Raw genomic sequence first — 15,162 nt, 5'->3', positions numbered from 1 at the left:
TAGATAAAGAGGCAAGCTTCCGTACCGGCCTCATCCGGGCGAGGGAAAATGCAGCACGGATCACGCTGTCCGGCACCGAGCGGCACATGAAGTCCTTTCTGGCAGGCCGAATTGATGATCTGGTAGCGAACTTTCGGGTCATAACATCTGTGAACCGCAATGTCGGCTTCTTCACCACTGGTTACAACTGGCTGATTCAGATCATCCCTGCTCTGATCGTCGCGCCGGCGTTTTTCCGCGGTGATATCGAATTTGGGGTGATTACACAGTCCGCAGCAGCATTCGCGATGCTGGTGGGCGCCTTTTCGCTGATAATCAACCAATTCAACTCGATCTCCAATTTTGCTGCCGTCGTGGCACGGCTGAGCACACTCTCGGCAGCGATAGAAAACCCCCGGCAGCATGTCCGATCGGAAATTCAGATCAACGACACCGGAGAGGACCTTGTTTATGAGAAGCTCACGATATTGTCAGAGCGGGATGACGCGCCGTTGTTACGGGAGCTGACCGTAGCCATTCCGTCTTGTGCCCGCGTACTGGTGACCGGCCGCGAAGACCAAGAGAATGCGTTTTTCAGGGTCACCGCAGGGTTCGCTTATCCGGGTTCGGGCAGAATCTTTCGTCCCGCCAACGCAGGGATACGCTTCCTGCCGCAGCAGCCCTATCTTCCGCCGAGCACGCTTCGACAGCTGATCGTTCCGTCGGCCGCGGGTGCTGAAAACCTGGATGAACGGATTTCGAGACTGCTTACCGAATTCGGACTCGGGCGCATTTCCGCAGCGGGGGGATTTGAACAGGTAGTAGAATGGGATACCCTTCTGACGCCAAGAGAGCAGCAGCTGCTCGCGATGGCGAGTGTATCCGTAGCGAGACCGCGCGTCATTGTGCTTGAGAGGACCGCGGCTACGGTGGGGTCGGACGAAGTCCGCAAGATTATTACGCGCTTTGCAGAGGACGGAATCGCCTGCGTTCATATTGGGAACGTCGCAGAGATATCATTTTATGATGCCATCCTGGAGTTTGCCGACGATGGCGCTTGGCAGTGGAGGAAACGGGCATAACCGCACAAGCGGTGGTGGCATGCAGCACAGAGACTGAGGCGAAAAGAAACTCGATGGGAGGCTGATGATGACGAATGCCGCTCTTTCAATCGATGACAACCAGACAAAGACGGCCCCGACCACCCCGCTTGGGGCCGAGGAACTCCGCTTGATGGACGCCTATTGGCGGGCATCGAACTATCTTTCGGTGGGGCAGATTTATCTACTCGATAACCCGCTTCTGAAAGAGTCGCTCAGGCGCGAGCATATCAAGCCGCGGCTGCTCGGCCACTGGGGAACGTCGCCCGGCTTGAACATGCTCTATGTGCACTTGAACCGGGTGATCAAGCGCGACGATCTCAACATGATCTATGTGATCGGGCCTGGTCATGGTGGGCCGTCGCTGGTCGCGCATGCCTATCTGGAGGGAACCTACAGCGAAGTCTACCCGAATATCGGGCAGGACGTGGGGGGTATGAAACGCCTGTTCAAGCAGTTCAGTTTCCCGGGTGGGATTCCGAGCCACGTTGCTCCCGAAACCCCTGGAAGCATCCATGAAGGCGGTGAATTGGGCTATGCCCTGAGCCACGCCTACGGCGCGGCCTTCGACAATCCTGATTTAATCGTCGCCTGCGTCGTCGGCGACGGCGAGGCCGAAACGGGCCCGCTCGCCACGGGATGGCACGGCAACAAGTTCCTCAATCCCGCCCGCGACGGATGCGTGCTGCCGATCCTGCATCTCAACGGCTACAAGATCGCCAACCCGTGCTTCCTCGCTCGCATTCCCCAGCCCGAACTGCAGAAGTTCTTCGAGGGGATGGGATATGCGCCGCTTTTCGTGGAAGGGAATGATCCGGACAAGGTGCAGCAGCAGCTGGCCGCGGCCATGGACACCGCCGTTACGGAGATCAAAAGGATCTGGGCGGAGGCGAGGGACAAGGGGAACGTCGGCCGTCCGGCCTGGCCCATGATCGTCTTCCGCACCCCTAAGGGGTGGACCTGCCCGAGCGAAATCGACGGCAAGAAGTGTGAAGACTATTGGCGCTCGCATCAGGTCCCGATGGGCGACATGGACAAGCCGGAGCACATCGAGATCCTTCAGCAGTGGATGAAGAGCTACAAGCCTGAAGAACTCTTCGACGGCGACGGTCGATTACGCGCCGAATTCGCGTCCTTGGCTCCGGCGGGTCATCGCCGGATGAGCGACAACCCGCATGCAAATGGCGGCCTGGTGTTGCGTGATCTGAAGATGCCGGACTTCCGCGACTACGCCGTCTCGGTGCCGAGCCCCGGATCGGTGACGACGGAATCCGCTCGCGTCATGGGCAAGTTCCTGCGCGATGTCATGAAGCTGAACATGGATAGCAAGAACTTCCGGCTGTTCAGCCCTGACGAGAACAACTCCAACCGTTGGCAGGACGTGATGGAAGTCACCAACCGTTGCTACATGGCGGAGATCTATCCCGAGGACGATCACCTGTCGCCCGATGGCCGCGTGATGGAAGTGTTGAGCGAGCATCAGTGCCAGGGCTGGCTGGAAGGCTACCTCCTGACGGGGCGCCACGGCTTCTTCTCCTGCTATGAGGCTTTCATCCACATCATCGACTCGATGTTCAACCAACACGCCAAATGGCTGAAGGTGTGCAACCACATTCCCTGGAGGCGGTCGATCGCCTCTCTGAATTACTTCCTGAGCTCGCATGTCTGGCGGCAGGATCACAATGGCTTCAGCCACCAGGACCCGGGCTTCATCGATCACGTCGTCAACAAGAAAGCCGAGGTGATCCGCGTCTATCTGCCGCCGGATGCGAATACACTGCTTTCGGTCACCGACCACTGCCTGCGAAGCCGCAACTATGTGAATGTCGTCGTGGCCGGCAAGCAGCCGGCTCCGCAATGGCTGACCATGGATGAGGCGATCAAGCACTGTGCCCAAGGCCTCGGCATTTGGGAGTGGGCCAGCAACGATCGAGGTTCGGAGCCGGACGTCGTCATGGCGTGCTGTGGCGACGTGCCGACGCTGGAGACGCTGGCGGCCGTGCAATTGATCCGCGAACATATTCCGGAGCTGAAGGTGCGCGTGATCAATATCGTCAATCTCATGAAGCTGCAGCCGTCAAGCGAGCACCCGCATGGGCTTTCCGATCGCGATTTCGACGCGCTGTTTACCAAGGACAAGCCGATCATCTTCGCGTTCCATGGATATCCCTGGCTTATTCACCGTCTGACCTACCGTCGCACCAACCACGACAATCTGCATGTTCGAGGATACAAGGAGGAGGGAACGACCACGACGCCGTTCGACATGGTCGTTCTGAACCAGCTCGATCGCTTCCATCTCGTCGAAGACGTCATTGATCGGCTGCCGCAACTCGGCGCTCGCGCGGCCTACTTCAAGCAGGCGATCCGCGACAAGCTGATCGAGCATCGGCAGTACATCCAGGAGCACGGCGATGACATGCCTGAGATCAGCGGCTGGAAATGGGGTGTCCGAGGACAGTCAGCCAGCCCGCGAGGGACGTCGACGGAAGGCGACAACACGTGAGCCGCCCAGTCGGCTGCTGAGGGGGCGGCTAGGCTGAGTTGCGATGAAACCAGTGCTGATACGCAAGTCACGCCTGACGACGCTCAGGCCGTCATTTGCGTGTTGGCACGGTGACTAGCTGTGTGAAGGCAAAATGGATCGCGAAGCTGTGGAATGGGTGAAGTCATGATCGAGATACCCCCCATCGCGCCACATATGGAGTCCGCGCCGAGCGACCAGGACTTGGCGCGATTGCAGTTAATGACCCTGCTGTACTACCTGCAATGCACCAATCCGGACAATGGGCTGGTGCGCGACAAGACGCAGGACGGTGCGCCGGCGAGCATCGCTGCGATCGGTATGGCGCTTGCCACCATTCCCGTCGTCGTGGAACGCGGCGTCATCATTCGCGAGTTTGCCGTCAAGATCGCCCGGCGTCGGTTGGAATTCCTGATGCATTGCCATCAGGGACCGGAACCTGACGCCTCCGGTTACAAGGGCTTCTTCTACCATTTCCTCGACATCGAGACGGGGCGGCGGGTCTGGCAGTGCGAATTGTCGACGATCGACTCGGCCTTTCTGTTTGCCGGCGCTTTGACGGCCGCTACCTATTTCGATGGGGATACCGAGGACGAGGTGAAAGTCAGGCATCTTGCTGCCTCGCTCTACGAACGGGCAGACTGGAACTGGGCGCGTGACCATGGTGCGACGCTGACGCATGGCTGGCGACCGGAGAACGGCTTCATTCCCTATCGCTGGCGTGGCTATGACGAGGGCCTGCTTCTCTACATACTGGGGCTTGGATCGCCGACCTATCCGCTGCCGCCGGAAAGCTATGCGGCCTATAGGGAGAGCTACGAGTGGCGTAACATCTTCGGGCGTGAACTGCTCTATTCCGGTCCGCTCTTTACGCATCAGCTTTCGCATATGTGGATCGATTTCCGCGACATCCGCGACGAATTCATGGAAGAGCACGACAGCGACTATTTTCAGAACAGCCGCCAGGCCACCTTCGTGCAGCAGGAATATGCGATCCGAAATCCGATGGAATTCGAAGGATATGGCGAACACTGCTGGGGATTTACTGCGTGCGACGGCCCCGGCTGGCGGACTCTAGAAACTGGCGGATTGCGCCGCGAGTTCTTCGATTACATCGCGCGCGGCGCACCGTTTGGCCCTGACGACGGGACAGTAGCGCCCTGGGTCGTCGTGGCATCGCTGCCTTTTGCGCCCGAGATCGTCATTCCAACCGTCCGCAATTTCGCGGGCATGAGTCTGGGGATGAAGCGGCTTTACGGGTTCAAGCCATCCTTCAATCAGACCTTCAAGGATGCGAGCAGTCCGACAGGGTGGTGGATCAGCCCCTATCATTTCGGAATCGATCAGGGGCCGGTGGCGCTCATGATCGAAAACTACCGCACTGGCTTCCTCTGGAATCTGATGCGCAATTGCGAACCCATCGTCCGCGGATTGCGCAGGGCCGGGTTTACCGGCGGCTGGCTGTAACAAAGGATGCGTGAAGGAAGCTCCCGGTGTCGCCAGGCAGCTGGAACATTTTGCCCGTAAGAATGGTTCAGCCCTCGTAGAAAACAGGGGAGTATTTCCTATGCCGGCGAAATCGAAATCACAGCAGAAGGCTGCGGGCGCTGCTCTCGCCGCCAAGCGTGGAGACATAAAAAAGAGCGAGCTGAAGGGCGCTTCAAAGGGCATGGCTGAGTCCATGAGCGAGAAGGAGCTGCACGACATGGCGTCGACCAAACGTAAAGGCAAACCGGAGCATGCCTCGAAATCGTGAGTGAGCGTCGCCATTGCACGCCCATCAAAGCTTGACCGATACAGCTTCAGGAAACGTCCGTCGTTGGGCAGAGGCGAACCATAGGTGTGGCGTACAATTTAGACAGGAGCACACTTTGAACACGGCCAATCTTCAACTCGAAGGCCTCGTCATGGCAATCGCAGCCATGGCGGATGTCATTGTCGACAAGGGCCTGATTAGTCGCCAGGACCTCAATGCCGCCTTGGAAGCGACGGAGAGAGCGATCGCGGAGGACGGCAAGCGCGAACTATCCGATGCCAACCGTGCGGCGGCGCTGTTTCCGATCCGCGTCCTCCTGCTCGCCGGCCAAGATGCTCAGCGGGCGAAACGGTTCACCTTCTCGGATTATGCTGAACTCGTCGGCAGGTCGAGGTGAACACCGGATGTTGACGTATTCACGCCGGCATCGCCGGCTGAATAGCCATTCGCTGCCGGTTGCAAGCGCTGCTTATTCAGCAGTCGTTGCGACAGTATCGGCAAGCGAGATGGCTAATCGGCTTGCCTTGCAGCTTTAACCCAAGCTGATAGAGTGAATTGTATAAGCGCCACGCATTGTGCTGCCTGCATTTTTGTCACCATTTGAATGTGTTGAGGCACAATGGAAGCATTGAAGACTGCGAGTGTCAGCTATGGTGCCGAACCTGGATTGCGCTTTGCCCTGCTGCTTGACGGACAAGGTGGGTGCAGGCAACTGGACATGGCGCAGCTCTGCGCTTGGAGGCCGGAAGAAGGCGTCCTCTGGCTTCATCTGGAGCGCGATCACCCCGCCGCCGCTTCCTGGATTACGCACAAAAGCGCCCTCGATCCGTTTGTGGTCGAGGCGCTTCTGGAAGAAGAGTCCCGCCCTCGCGTCGAACCTGTCGACGATGGACTGTTGATTATCCTGCGCGGCGTGTGCGCCACGTCGCCGGAGGACGCGAAGGAGGCACCGGCGGATATCGACCTTGTGCCCCTGCATCTTTGGGTCGACACAAATCGCATCGTCTCGCTGCGCGACAGCGGTCATTACATTACCGCACTCCGCGACATCCGTTTGTCGCTGGAGAAGAACAAAGGCCCCCAGCGTACCGGCGACCTGCTTGCCCTGATCGGCGACAAACTGGTGCGCGATCTCGAAGCCGTGCTCGACGCCATGGACGAGGAAGTGGACGAACTCGACGAGATGATATTTCACGGTGAGGCGAGCCAGGTGCGCGAGCGCCTCAAGCTGCTGCGTCGGCGCGCCGTGCAACTTCGCCGCTATCTTGCGCCCCAGCGCGATGCGCTCAATCGGATAGAGCATGACGACGCACCCTGGTTGGCCGAGCGCGACAAGCTTCGCATGCGCGAGGTCATCGACAAGCTGATGCGCTTCATCGAATATCTCGATGCGATACGCGATCGCACGAGTATCCTGCACGACGACCTTTCGACCGTTATCAGCGAACGCATCGCCCGTAACTCCAACCGCCTGGCTGCGCTTGCGGCCCTGCTGTTGCCGCCGAGCGTGATTGCCGGCCTTTTCGGCATGAATGTTGGTGGCATTCCCGGCGTCAACGACACATGGGCCTTTGTGATCATCGTTGCATTCGTGACGATCATGGCGGTCGTGACACTGTGGATGCTGAAGCGCATCAACTGGCTCTAGGATCAGACACGAGCTGCATGCCAGCCCGGCCCGGCGCTTTACTCGACGCTGACATCTTTCCAGGTATCGAACGTCGCGGCCTGGCCGAGGCGCCGTCCCTGCCGATCGATGAGTTCCCAGACAATGGCATTTTCGATCCAGAAACGGCGGCCTGATTTGGCAATACGAAGGCCACGGTAGTCGGCAATAAAACCGTTGACTGTCACGGCATTGAGCAATCTTTCGCGCTCGGCCCGATCCGGCGCTTCAGCCGAAAGACGGGACGGCAAGGTAATGAACTCCGCCCATGTATATCCAAAGCAGGCCTGGGCGGCGCGGTTTGCATAGATGAAACGCGGATCGGCTTCACTATTGTGGGCAAGAACCACAGCCGGAGACTGGTTGTACAGCCACTCGGCACCTTGGCCCTCGGGTGTCAGAGGTCGTCCTACGCGGCGTTCAAAGCTCTCGGCCATCAGCGTGTAAAATGCCGGATCGGAGGACAAGTCGAGTCCTGCCATGTTGTAGTCGAATATCATGCCATGCATCCTTCAGCGACGACGAAAGTCGCTCCTTATGCCTGTCTTTTGTGAATTGGAGTCGAAAATGAGGCGCCCATTACCCGATATTGACGGCAGGAGCTGCCGGACGTGGCTTCATGAGGCAATGAGTTGGCCGGCCGGCATGGGCCGACCGCTGGATGCCGTTACCATTGAGCATTCGAGGCCGCTTCGATGGGCGCAGAGGGGGTATCTCCGAAAAGCTCCTGTGGTCTGTGGCCCGGTGAAAACTCGCCACCAAACGGGCCATGCGGTGTGACGAAAGCAAGATAGATCGCGATGGCAAATAGCGAAATCAGATACATGCCGAGCGGGAAGGCGAGGCTGAGGGATTGCGACTTCTGATCCCTATGCTGATGGCGCGTCATTTTTGAGTGCTCCGTGGAACGTCGGGCGTAACAAAAAGTTCTGCAGCGCTTTCCCGTTCGGGTCGGCTAGAGCGGTCGGGGAAAATCTCCCCCTTGGTCCTCGTCGCTTCGGGAAGACCGCCCAGGGCGGCTGGGCGGTCTTGCGGGATCCTGGGACCCGCGAAGCTTCGGGAGGGGATGCCGAAGCTCATTGGTAGCAGGAGAGAAGAGCTTGCTACCCGCCTCTCTTGAGGCTGGAAAAAGTCTAGTGCCAGGCGTGACGAAAGAGAATTATACAGTCGTCTTGTCTCGTCATACCTTCGGATGCGGCAGGAGACTCGTCCAGGAACTGGGCACGCTGCGGTGAAACCTTCGCGAGGCTGAAAACGGATAGTACCGGCTTGGGCTTTTCTTGGCCCTAGAGCCTTTATACGTGCCTCGGCGGCTCTCCAAGCGGCAGCTTCAGCTTGTCCGCCATGCGGGCGAGCTCCGGCAGGGAGGCAGCACGCATCTTCTGCATGACCTGGCTGCGGTGAACCTTCACGGTAATCTCGCTAACGCCCAGATCTCCGGCGATCTGCTTGTTGAGCCGGCCGGTTACTACCAGAGCCATTACCTCGCGCTCTCGCGGGGTCAAGCTATCGAACCGCACGCGCAACGTCTCCAGTGCCTTTTCATTTTCAAGCCATACGCGGTCGCGCGCCAGGCCGACGTAAACGGCATCGAGCAAATCCTGATCGCGGAACGGTTTCGTCAGGAACTCGATCGCGCCCTCCTTCATTGCCTGGACGGACATCGGAATGTCGCCATGCCCAGTGATGAAGACGATCGGGAGCTGCATGTTCGCCTGCGACAGCTGCCGTTGAAAATCAAGGCCGCTTTGCCCTGGTAGCCGGACATCAAGCACGAGGCAGGTCGGCCCGGCTGGCCGCCCAGAATTGAGGAAATCGCCCACCGAGGCGAGGAGCTTCACGTCAAAACCGACGGATCGAAGGAGACTGCCGAGCGCCTCGCGGATCGCCGGATCGTCATCGATGACAATAACGGTTGCTGGCGCCTCGGTCATCGTGAGCGCTCCCAAAGCTGAGCGAGCTCTCGTCGCGCGCTATCTGCGCCCATTATGGCAGCAGGCCGAGGCGGACTCGAAACGCTATAACGCCAAGGTGAACAGAACACTCCCCCTCTCTCCCTCCCGAGTTCCGGCACGCTAGAATGCCCCCTAATTACTTAAGCCACAAGGGCAAATGCGATGTGACCAGTCCGCCGGGTCAGCCGCTTTGCGCCTCCTCGTTGTGATGGTGCCGGCGTTAAACAACCTATACCATCGTATAGGCTCCGATGACTTTGTCGTCACTGCACGCTGTTGTATGTTGTCGCAGACGCTACAACGCTAGAATGCTTCACAACACCAAACGGCGAATTTTGGGGAGGCGGCAGTGCCAACCGTCAAGCCTCTGATTGCGATCGTCGATGACGACGTGTCGATGCGCGAGGCTATCGAAGGACTCATGAGATCGCTGGGATTTGACGCCGAGGCCTTTTCATCCGCGGACGATTTTCTGAGGTTTCCCGATCTCAATCGCACCGCTTGTCTGGTCACGGATATCCATATGCCCGGACTGAGCGGGCTTGATCTGCACCGCCACCTCGTTGCGCTGGGCAAGAATATTCCGACCGTTCTGATTACCGCCTATCCGGACGAAAATGCGCGCGCGCGGGGGTTCGGCCCGGGTATCGTCGGCTATCTGACAAAACCCTTTGGCGAGCAGGATCTCCTTGATTGCATCCGTTCCGCGCTGCCGCCTGGTAGCGACGACGGAGAGATCGATTTATGACTTGAGAGGAAGGCACCCCAGTCGTACAGCCCGGCCATGCTCCGACGAATAAAGCGCCTTCAGCAAGCTGTCGTCAGCTGCTGAACTCCTCCCGTTCCGAAGGCAGGGTGAACTGAAATACCGCCCCGTGAGGCTCATTCGCGCTTGCCCACAACCGCCCTCCATGGGCCTCTATGATCAGCCGGCAGATCGACAGGCCAAGTCCAAGTCCCTCCGCCTTCGTCGTGTAGAACGGCACGAACAGCTCCGCACTTTGCGGGTCGAGCCCGGTGCCGGTATCCCTGACGGCGACGAGCACCGCCGCGGATGCCTCAAGCCGGGAGGTGATCAGCAGCTCGCGCGGCCGGTCCGTCACCCCGCTCATTGCCTCGATGCCGTTCATCATCAGGTTGAGGATCACCTGCTGCAACTGCACGCGATCCCCCGCCACCGGCGGCAAGTCTTCCGCCAGCTCGGTGTGCAGCAGGATGCGCTGGCGGCGCAGTTCGCCTTGAAGCAGACCTACCGTATCCTCGATGAGGGCATTCAGTTCCACGCGCGTCGTGGCTGTTTCCGTCTTCCTGAGCAGCGAGCGCACCCGCCCGATCACCTCGCCGGCGCGGTGACCGTCCCGGACGATGCGCCCAAGCGCTTCCCTGGCTTCGCCGATGTTGGAGGGCTGGCTGGCAAGCCAGCGTAGGGCCGCATTGGCATTGGTGACGATGGCTCCCAGCGGCTGGTTGACCTCGTGCGCGATGGACGAGGTCAGCGCTCCCATCGTCGTCACCCGCGCTACATGCGCGAGTTCCGCCTGCGCCTTCTGCAATGCCTCCTCGGTCCGCCTGCGGTCTTCGATGTCGACGAGGAATCCGTACCATTTAAGGATATTGCCCCCTTCATCCCTGAGTGGCACGGCGCTTTCAAACAGCAAGCGATATTCGCCATCAGCCGCGCGGCGGATGCGCATCTCGGCTTCGAAAGGCTGGCCCGTGGCCAGAGATGCATGCCAGTTTGCGAGGTAAGCTTCGATGTCTTCCGGGTGAAATGGGGCTTCTGCTTCCCAGCTCCATCCCAGGGTTTCATCGAGGGACAAGCCTGTGAACTCCCGCCACCGCCGATTGATGAAATCGACGTGGCCATCGGGCAAGGCGGTCCAAACCATAGCGGGCACAGTCTCGATGACCTGACGAAGCTCTTCTTCACTCCGCCGGGCCGCCTCTTCGGCGCGTTTGCGTTCGGTGATGTCCTCACAGACGATCAGGAGCACGGTGCGCTTCTTCACCACCATCGCCCGGGCCGTCTCGCGGACGCAGAGCATCGAGCCGTCCTTGCGGATCTTGCGCAGTTCCCAGCTCATGGCCCGGCCAAGATGTTCGAGACAAGCGGCCGCATTCCTCTGGACGGCGTCCCGGTCTTCCTCGTGGAAGATGTCCCGTACGGGGCGGCCGATCAATTCGTCGACGGTGTATCCAAGCTGTTCTGCGCCAAAGGGATTGACGGACAGGATGGTGCCTGTGTCGTCGATCATGAAGTACATCGTCGGATTGTTCTCGAAGACCGCTCTCCATTGCTCCTCGCTCTCACGCAGCGCCTCTTCCGCCTGCTTGCGCTCCGTCAGATCAATCACGAAGGCGACGCCTTGATTATCGCTTTCTTCAAAGGTTGCCGCGCCGATCATCACCGGCACGCGGCTGCCGTCCTTTCGAAAGTACTCCTTCTCGATCGGTGGCCGGCTTCCGGTCAGTTTGTGCTCTTGTAACCACTGGACATCGCGCCCGTGCCAGTCCGGCGGTGTCAAGTCGGCCCAGCTCAAGCGCCCGGCGACAAGATCTTCACGCTGGTAGCCCACAATCTGGAGAAAGGCGTCATTGGCCTCGATTATCCGGCCTTCGAAGTCCCAGATGAAAATGCCGATGATATTGGCTTCGACCAAGCGCCGGATACGGGCCTCCCTCTCCCGCAGGACGGCCTCTATTTCGCTGCGGACTGCAACGTCTCGGGCAAGCTGAACATTGGCATTACAAAGACCGTGATAGGCTGTCTGAAGGTCGTCGGACAGCAGATTGAAGGCGGTCACCAGCCGCTCCAGTTCGTCCTCGTGCCGAGGGGGACGCCGCCGCAGCCGTAAATGCGGCGGCGGATCACTGATGCAGTAGGTGCTAACAAAGTTCGCGATAGCAAACAGATGACGCGTGATGAGATAATGAAAAATGTAAATGATGAACAATGATAGCAGTAATATTGTTGCTGCCTGCCCAAGGAAGATTGTCCATGCTCTATTCAGCAGCATACGATATATGCCGGCAAGCGTGGCTTCGATATGAAGTGTGCCGATCGTTTTCTCCTGTCCCTCCACATTGCGGCGTAGCGGATATTCCTGTGCGATGACGGATGAATCGGATGATTTCGCTCCAACCTGCACGGTAAACGGATTTCCGGTCGCGGTAGTCTCGCGGACCTCCACGGCGCTGATATCAGGAAGCTGGAGAATTCCGGTGAGTTGCAGCCGCAGCTGCGTTTGGTCCAAGGTCCAGAGACTTTCAGCCAGGCTGCCGAGATAGCTATTGCTGATCTGCTCAAGCCGTGACTCGAGGGCCGAAACATCGCGCCGGTAATCGATATAGAGCTGAAGCAGCGTCAAGATGAGCGTGATGGACACGCTAAAGAGGAGGACGCTGATCAGAAGGCGCAGCCCCAGGCTGTGGCGTATGCTGGCGGGCACCGCCAAACGTCCGCGCGTATGGGCTGCAAGTGCTCCGAGGACACCCGAATACCGTTTCAAGCGCTCACCATCCTTCGCTCCAGCGGCTCAATCGCCGACGCCCAAAAGGTCAAACGCTATTTCGTGGCGCGCTTAGTGCCCCTGGTTCCAACGGTGGCAGACTGAAGATAGCCGCATTCTTCCCTCGCACGCCGAGTAACGACCGCCGCTGGGCCGGGATCAGTCCGGCCTCTGACAGTATGGCCCTGTTTCCCTTGCTGTAACCGATGAAGATGATCGTCCACGTCAACGATTTTGTACGCTATCACTTGAGCGCCACTCAAGGCGAGGAATCTTTGCCCAGCCCGGCAGGGAAGGGTTCTCGAGCTCGATGACCGTTCGCTGTGAGAAGCGAAACTCGGCAATCGTCCGGGCAAAGTACTTTTCGAAATAACGGTCAAAGCTGCCATCCTTTTGCATTTCCTGTAGCCCGTAGCGGATTCGTTCCGCCAAGCGCGGTGCGGACTTCGAAACATAGGCGTACTGCGCGTAAGGGAAGTGTATGAGCAGATGCTGGTCGGTCGCCAGGTTCGGGTAAGCCTTTGCATCTTCATCATGTATTGCAGCAACCACGGTTGCACCGCGTGGAATCAGGTCGAAGCGTCCGCGTTCCAGCATTAGCATCAGCAACTTGGGATCTGTGGCAGTCACGACCTCCATGCCGTTGTGGCGAAATATCGCCGCCGTCGTCTCGCCTGACGCCCCGATCCGTAATTGCCTGAGGTCGGCGATATCTCGCACCTTTGCCACCCGGCCCTGATCGCTGGCGCGGATAGAGGCGATGCGATAGCCAAAAAGACCCTTGTCCAGCGGGATATCGATCGGGATCAAGTCCTCGTTCAGCGGTTCGAGGACCACGAGATTGATCAGATCACCTTTCACGGCCTCGCGCCTGAGCCTGGCGGTGCTCAGCTCCGTCATGGCAGGTTCGACTCGGTACGGCCCGTAGCGGGCAACGCTGCGTTCCAGCGCGGCATCCAAAAGCTCGTAGGTGTATCTTCGGCTAATCAGTTGCCGTTCGAACTCACTGCGGCGCACCACATCCTGGACCGGAGCCGCTGGCTCCGTGGCCATCACCCGCCACCCGCCTGCTGCAAGACAGCACAGCGCCAACAGCAGGGTGCTCACTAGGCTCGTCATTCGACGATGTGCAACCATGCCGGAACCCTCGGTCGGGGATCGCCAAGCCGCCTGGGCAAGTTCAGTCAAGGAATGCGGAGGCGGACAAGTTGCTAATATACATGAAAGCTTTAACCGGAACAATTTTGGCCGACGCGGGCTGAGTTACGGATATGGCTCAAGCATGCCGAACCACGCGACGAGGCCGATGACGAACAGTCCGAGGATAATCTCGGCTGCGGTCCCGACGGTTAATGCCGAAGTGGAACGGGATCTGCGTGCCAATCGAGGCACGAACACGTAGCGGTTCAAAATCGCCGTCAGCGTCATCATGGCGACCAGCCCGATTTTGATTGCCAGCAGCCGCTGATAGTCGATGGTCCAGTCAGTGGGTAGGCGGCCAAGAATTAGAAGCATGTTGGCGACCCCCGAGAGGACGACGATAGTCACGGCGACATGCCCGGCTGTCGAGAAGCGGATGAGCGCCGTTCTGGCCTCTTGTCTCTTTGAAGGGTCGGCCGACGGCCGCAGGATGATGAGCAAAGGCAGCAGCGCGCCGAGCCAGGCTCCTCCGGCAAGTATGTGGACGATGTCATTTGCCTGATGAAGGGTTCGCAGCCAGCCTTCGTTCATGGCAGCATGCCCCGTCACCGCTTGACTGCAGAGGAGCAAGGCGCACGTCGCTGCAGTTGCAGAAAGTCGGTGGCGAGGCGGCAGGGCGCCCGTGGCAAGAAGCAGCAAAGTAGCGACCACCTGGCACACCCAAGCGGTTCCGACGGTCGTCTCCGATGCGACGCTGGCCAGCATCTCGAAGCTGATCGCGTCCTGCCAGCCTTCTCCGATCGTGGCGGCACGCAACGGAAGTGTGGCGGCGGTCGCGATCGTCACGCACACGATAGCGGTTGTTCGGAATGGATAAAGGCGCGCCCAAACGTTCGACCGCAAACCGCTCGGCACGAGCGTGCACAAATAGACACTGGTGCCCCACAGCAAGAGCGTGGCAGCGTCGAAGAGAAACCGGCAAAGGATGAGCGCGGCGCCGGGACCGATCACGGCTTGACGGTGAAGTTGTAGGAGCCGCTGGTCTTGTGGCCGTCGGTCGAAAGCACGTGCCAGTCGACGATGTAAGCGCCGGGCTTCAGCGGGTCGGAGATGGGTACCATCAATGTCTTGTCGCCGTCCATCAACTTACTGTCGCCAAGCTTGACATCCTGCTGGTCAGGCCCGGTCACCTTGATGCCTGAGAATTTGAGGTTTAGCCCCTCGGTGAAGATCAGGTCAATCTCGCTCGGTGCTGCAACGGAAGCGTTGTCGGCCGGTACGGAGGACGTCAGGTGCGCGTGGGCGAAAGCCTGGCCCGCAAGCACCGCGCTCGCGATTGCGGCATAGGAGAGAAGGCGGGTAAGTCGTGGCATTGGGATGTGCCTTTCGGTTGAGGTTGGGACATGCGATGAACGCCCCGGTATTCCGGCGGCCGCGAATATGACCATCGGAAATGGTAGACATTCGCGGATCGGATTTATTCCGCGGCGTGTAGTCAAATCGCCTTGCCCCGAGTACGGTCGCGGCCTTCGC

Annotated in this window: 14 protein-coding genes; 7 read left to right on the top strand and 7 right to left on the bottom strand. The window is 59.2% G+C overall.

From position 1 onward, the window contains the following. The 6 genes from ACPYOI_RS10240 to ACPYOI_RS10215 form a co-directional block, all read left to right on the top strand. Window positions 1-1,061, top strand: a 1,061-nt coding sequence (locus tag ACPYOI_RS10240; RefSeq protein ID WP_481417459.1) for an SbmA/BacA-like family transporter, incomplete at its 5' end; no start/stop codon positions are given. Between the two features lie 67 nt (window positions 1,062-1,128). Then, window positions 1,129-3,585, top strand: a complete 2,457-nt coding sequence (locus tag ACPYOI_RS10235; RefSeq protein WP_481417458.1) for a phosphoketolase family protein — start codon at window positions 1,129-1,131, stop codon at window positions 3,583-3,585. A 165-nt stretch (window positions 3,586-3,750) separates the two neighbouring features. Next, the gene (locus ACPYOI_RS10230; protein ID WP_481417462.1) at window positions 3,751-5,070 is read left to right on the top strand and encodes a glucoamylase family protein; all 1,320 of its coding nucleotides are present in this window, start codon (window positions 3,751-3,753) and stop codon (window positions 5,068-5,070) included. Window positions 5,071-5,170: 100 nt separating this feature from the next. Further along, window positions 5,171-5,359, top strand: coding sequence for a DUF3008 family protein (locus ACPYOI_RS10225; RefSeq protein WP_168832428.1), 189 nt, complete (start codon window positions 5,171-5,173; stop codon window positions 5,357-5,359). A 115-nt stretch (window positions 5,360-5,474) separates the two neighbouring features. Further along, complete coding sequence (locus tag ACPYOI_RS10220) at window positions 5,475-5,756, top strand: hypothetical protein (RefSeq protein ID WP_481417457.1); 282 nt, start codon at window positions 5,475-5,477, stop codon at window positions 5,754-5,756. 222 nt (window positions 5,757-5,978) lie between these two features. Further along, window positions 5,979-7,007: a CorA family divalent cation transporter gene (locus ACPYOI_RS10215; RefSeq protein ID WP_481417456.1), complete on the top strand. Its 1,029-nt coding sequence runs from the start codon at window positions 5,979-5,981 to the stop codon at window positions 7,005-7,007. Window positions 7,008-7,045: 38 nt separating this feature from the next. On the opposite strand, the gene ACPYOI_RS10210 is transcribed toward ACPYOI_RS10215, so the two are convergent. The 3 genes from ACPYOI_RS10210 to ACPYOI_RS10200 form a co-directional block, all read right to left on the bottom strand. After that, window positions 7,046-7,525 (bottom strand): MEKHLA domain-containing protein, encoded by a 480-nt coding sequence (locus tag ACPYOI_RS10210; protein ID WP_481417455.1) that lies wholly within the window; start codon window positions 7,523-7,525, stop codon window positions 7,046-7,048. 167 nt (window positions 7,526-7,692) lie between these two features. After that, window positions 7,693-7,914 (bottom strand): hypothetical protein, encoded by a 222-nt coding sequence (locus tag ACPYOI_RS10205; RefSeq protein ID WP_481417454.1) that lies wholly within the window; start codon window positions 7,912-7,914, stop codon window positions 7,693-7,695. A gap of 406 nt (window positions 7,915-8,320) precedes the next feature. After that, the gene (locus ACPYOI_RS10200; RefSeq protein ID WP_481417453.1) at window positions 8,321-8,959 is read right to left on the bottom strand and encodes a response regulator transcription factor; all 639 of its coding nucleotides are present in this window, start codon (window positions 8,957-8,959) and stop codon (window positions 8,321-8,323) included. Window positions 8,960-9,329: 370 nt separating this feature from the next. Between ACPYOI_RS10200 and ACPYOI_RS10195 the strand changes: the two genes are divergently transcribed. Next, the gene (locus ACPYOI_RS10195; RefSeq protein WP_481417452.1) at window positions 9,330-9,728 is read left to right on the top strand and encodes a response regulator transcription factor; all 399 of its coding nucleotides are present in this window, start codon (window positions 9,330-9,332) and stop codon (window positions 9,726-9,728) included. A 73-nt stretch (window positions 9,729-9,801) separates the two neighbouring features. Here ACPYOI_RS10195 and ACPYOI_RS10190 read toward each other — a convergent pair whose 3' ends face one another. From ACPYOI_RS10190 to copC, 4 genes are all read right to left on the bottom strand, one after another. Further along, entirely contained in the window at window positions 9,802-12,489 is a 2,688-nt protein-coding gene (locus tag ACPYOI_RS10190; protein ID WP_481417451.1) for a PAS domain S-box protein, read from the bottom strand. A gap of 225 nt (window positions 12,490-12,714) precedes the next feature. Then, a complete protein-coding gene (locus ACPYOI_RS10185) occupies window positions 12,715-13,596 on the bottom strand; it encodes a substrate-binding periplasmic protein (protein WP_481417450.1) in 882 nt (293 codons plus the stop codon). Between the two features lie 156 nt (window positions 13,597-13,752). Further along, window positions 13,753-14,640, bottom strand: coding sequence for a copper homeostasis membrane protein CopD (gene copD, locus ACPYOI_RS10180; protein WP_481417449.1), 888 nt, complete (start codon window positions 14,638-14,640; stop codon window positions 13,753-13,755). Further along, a complete protein-coding gene (copC, locus tag ACPYOI_RS10175; RefSeq protein WP_481417448.1) occupies window positions 14,637-15,002 on the bottom strand; it encodes a copper homeostasis periplasmic binding protein CopC in 366 nt (121 codons plus the stop codon). The genes copD and copC overlap by 4 nt, the downstream gene beginning before the upstream one ends. Between the last annotated feature and the right edge of the window lie 160 nt (window positions 15,003-15,162).

The organism is Rhizobium sp. SVR5-2C (assembly GCF_056755115.1).
Note: the sequence above shows the minus strand (reverse complement) of the source record. Positions and strands in the feature narration are given on the sequence as shown.

Coding starts and splice junctions, on each gene's coding strand:
- ACPYOI_RS10235 (WP_481417458.1), top strand. CDS start 1,129: ATGACGAATGCCGCTCTTTCAATCGATGACAACCAGACAAAGACGGCC.
- ACPYOI_RS10230 (WP_481417462.1), top strand. CDS start 3,751: ATGATCGAGATACCCCCCATCGCGCCACATATGGAGTCCGCGCCGAGC.
- ACPYOI_RS10225 (WP_168832428.1), top strand. CDS start 5,171: ATGCCGGCGAAATCGAAATCACAGCAGAAGGCTGCGGGCGCTGCTCTC.
- ACPYOI_RS10215 (WP_481417456.1), top strand. CDS start 5,979: ATGGAAGCATTGAAGACTGCGAGTGTCAGCTATGGTGCCGAACCTGGA.
- ACPYOI_RS10210 (WP_481417455.1), bottom strand. CDS start 7,525: ATGATATTCGACTACAACATGGCAGGACTCGACTTGTCCTCCGATCCG.
- ACPYOI_RS10205 (WP_481417454.1), bottom strand. CDS start 7,914: ATGACGCGCCATCAGCATAGGGATCAGAAGTCGCAATCCCTCAGCCTC.
- ACPYOI_RS10200 (WP_481417453.1), bottom strand. CDS start 8,959: ATGACCGAGGCGCCAGCAACCGTTATTGTCATCGATGACGATCCGGCG.
- copC (WP_481417448.1), bottom strand. CDS start 15,002: ATGCCACGACTTACCCGCCTTCTCTCCTATGCCGCAATCGCGAGCGCG.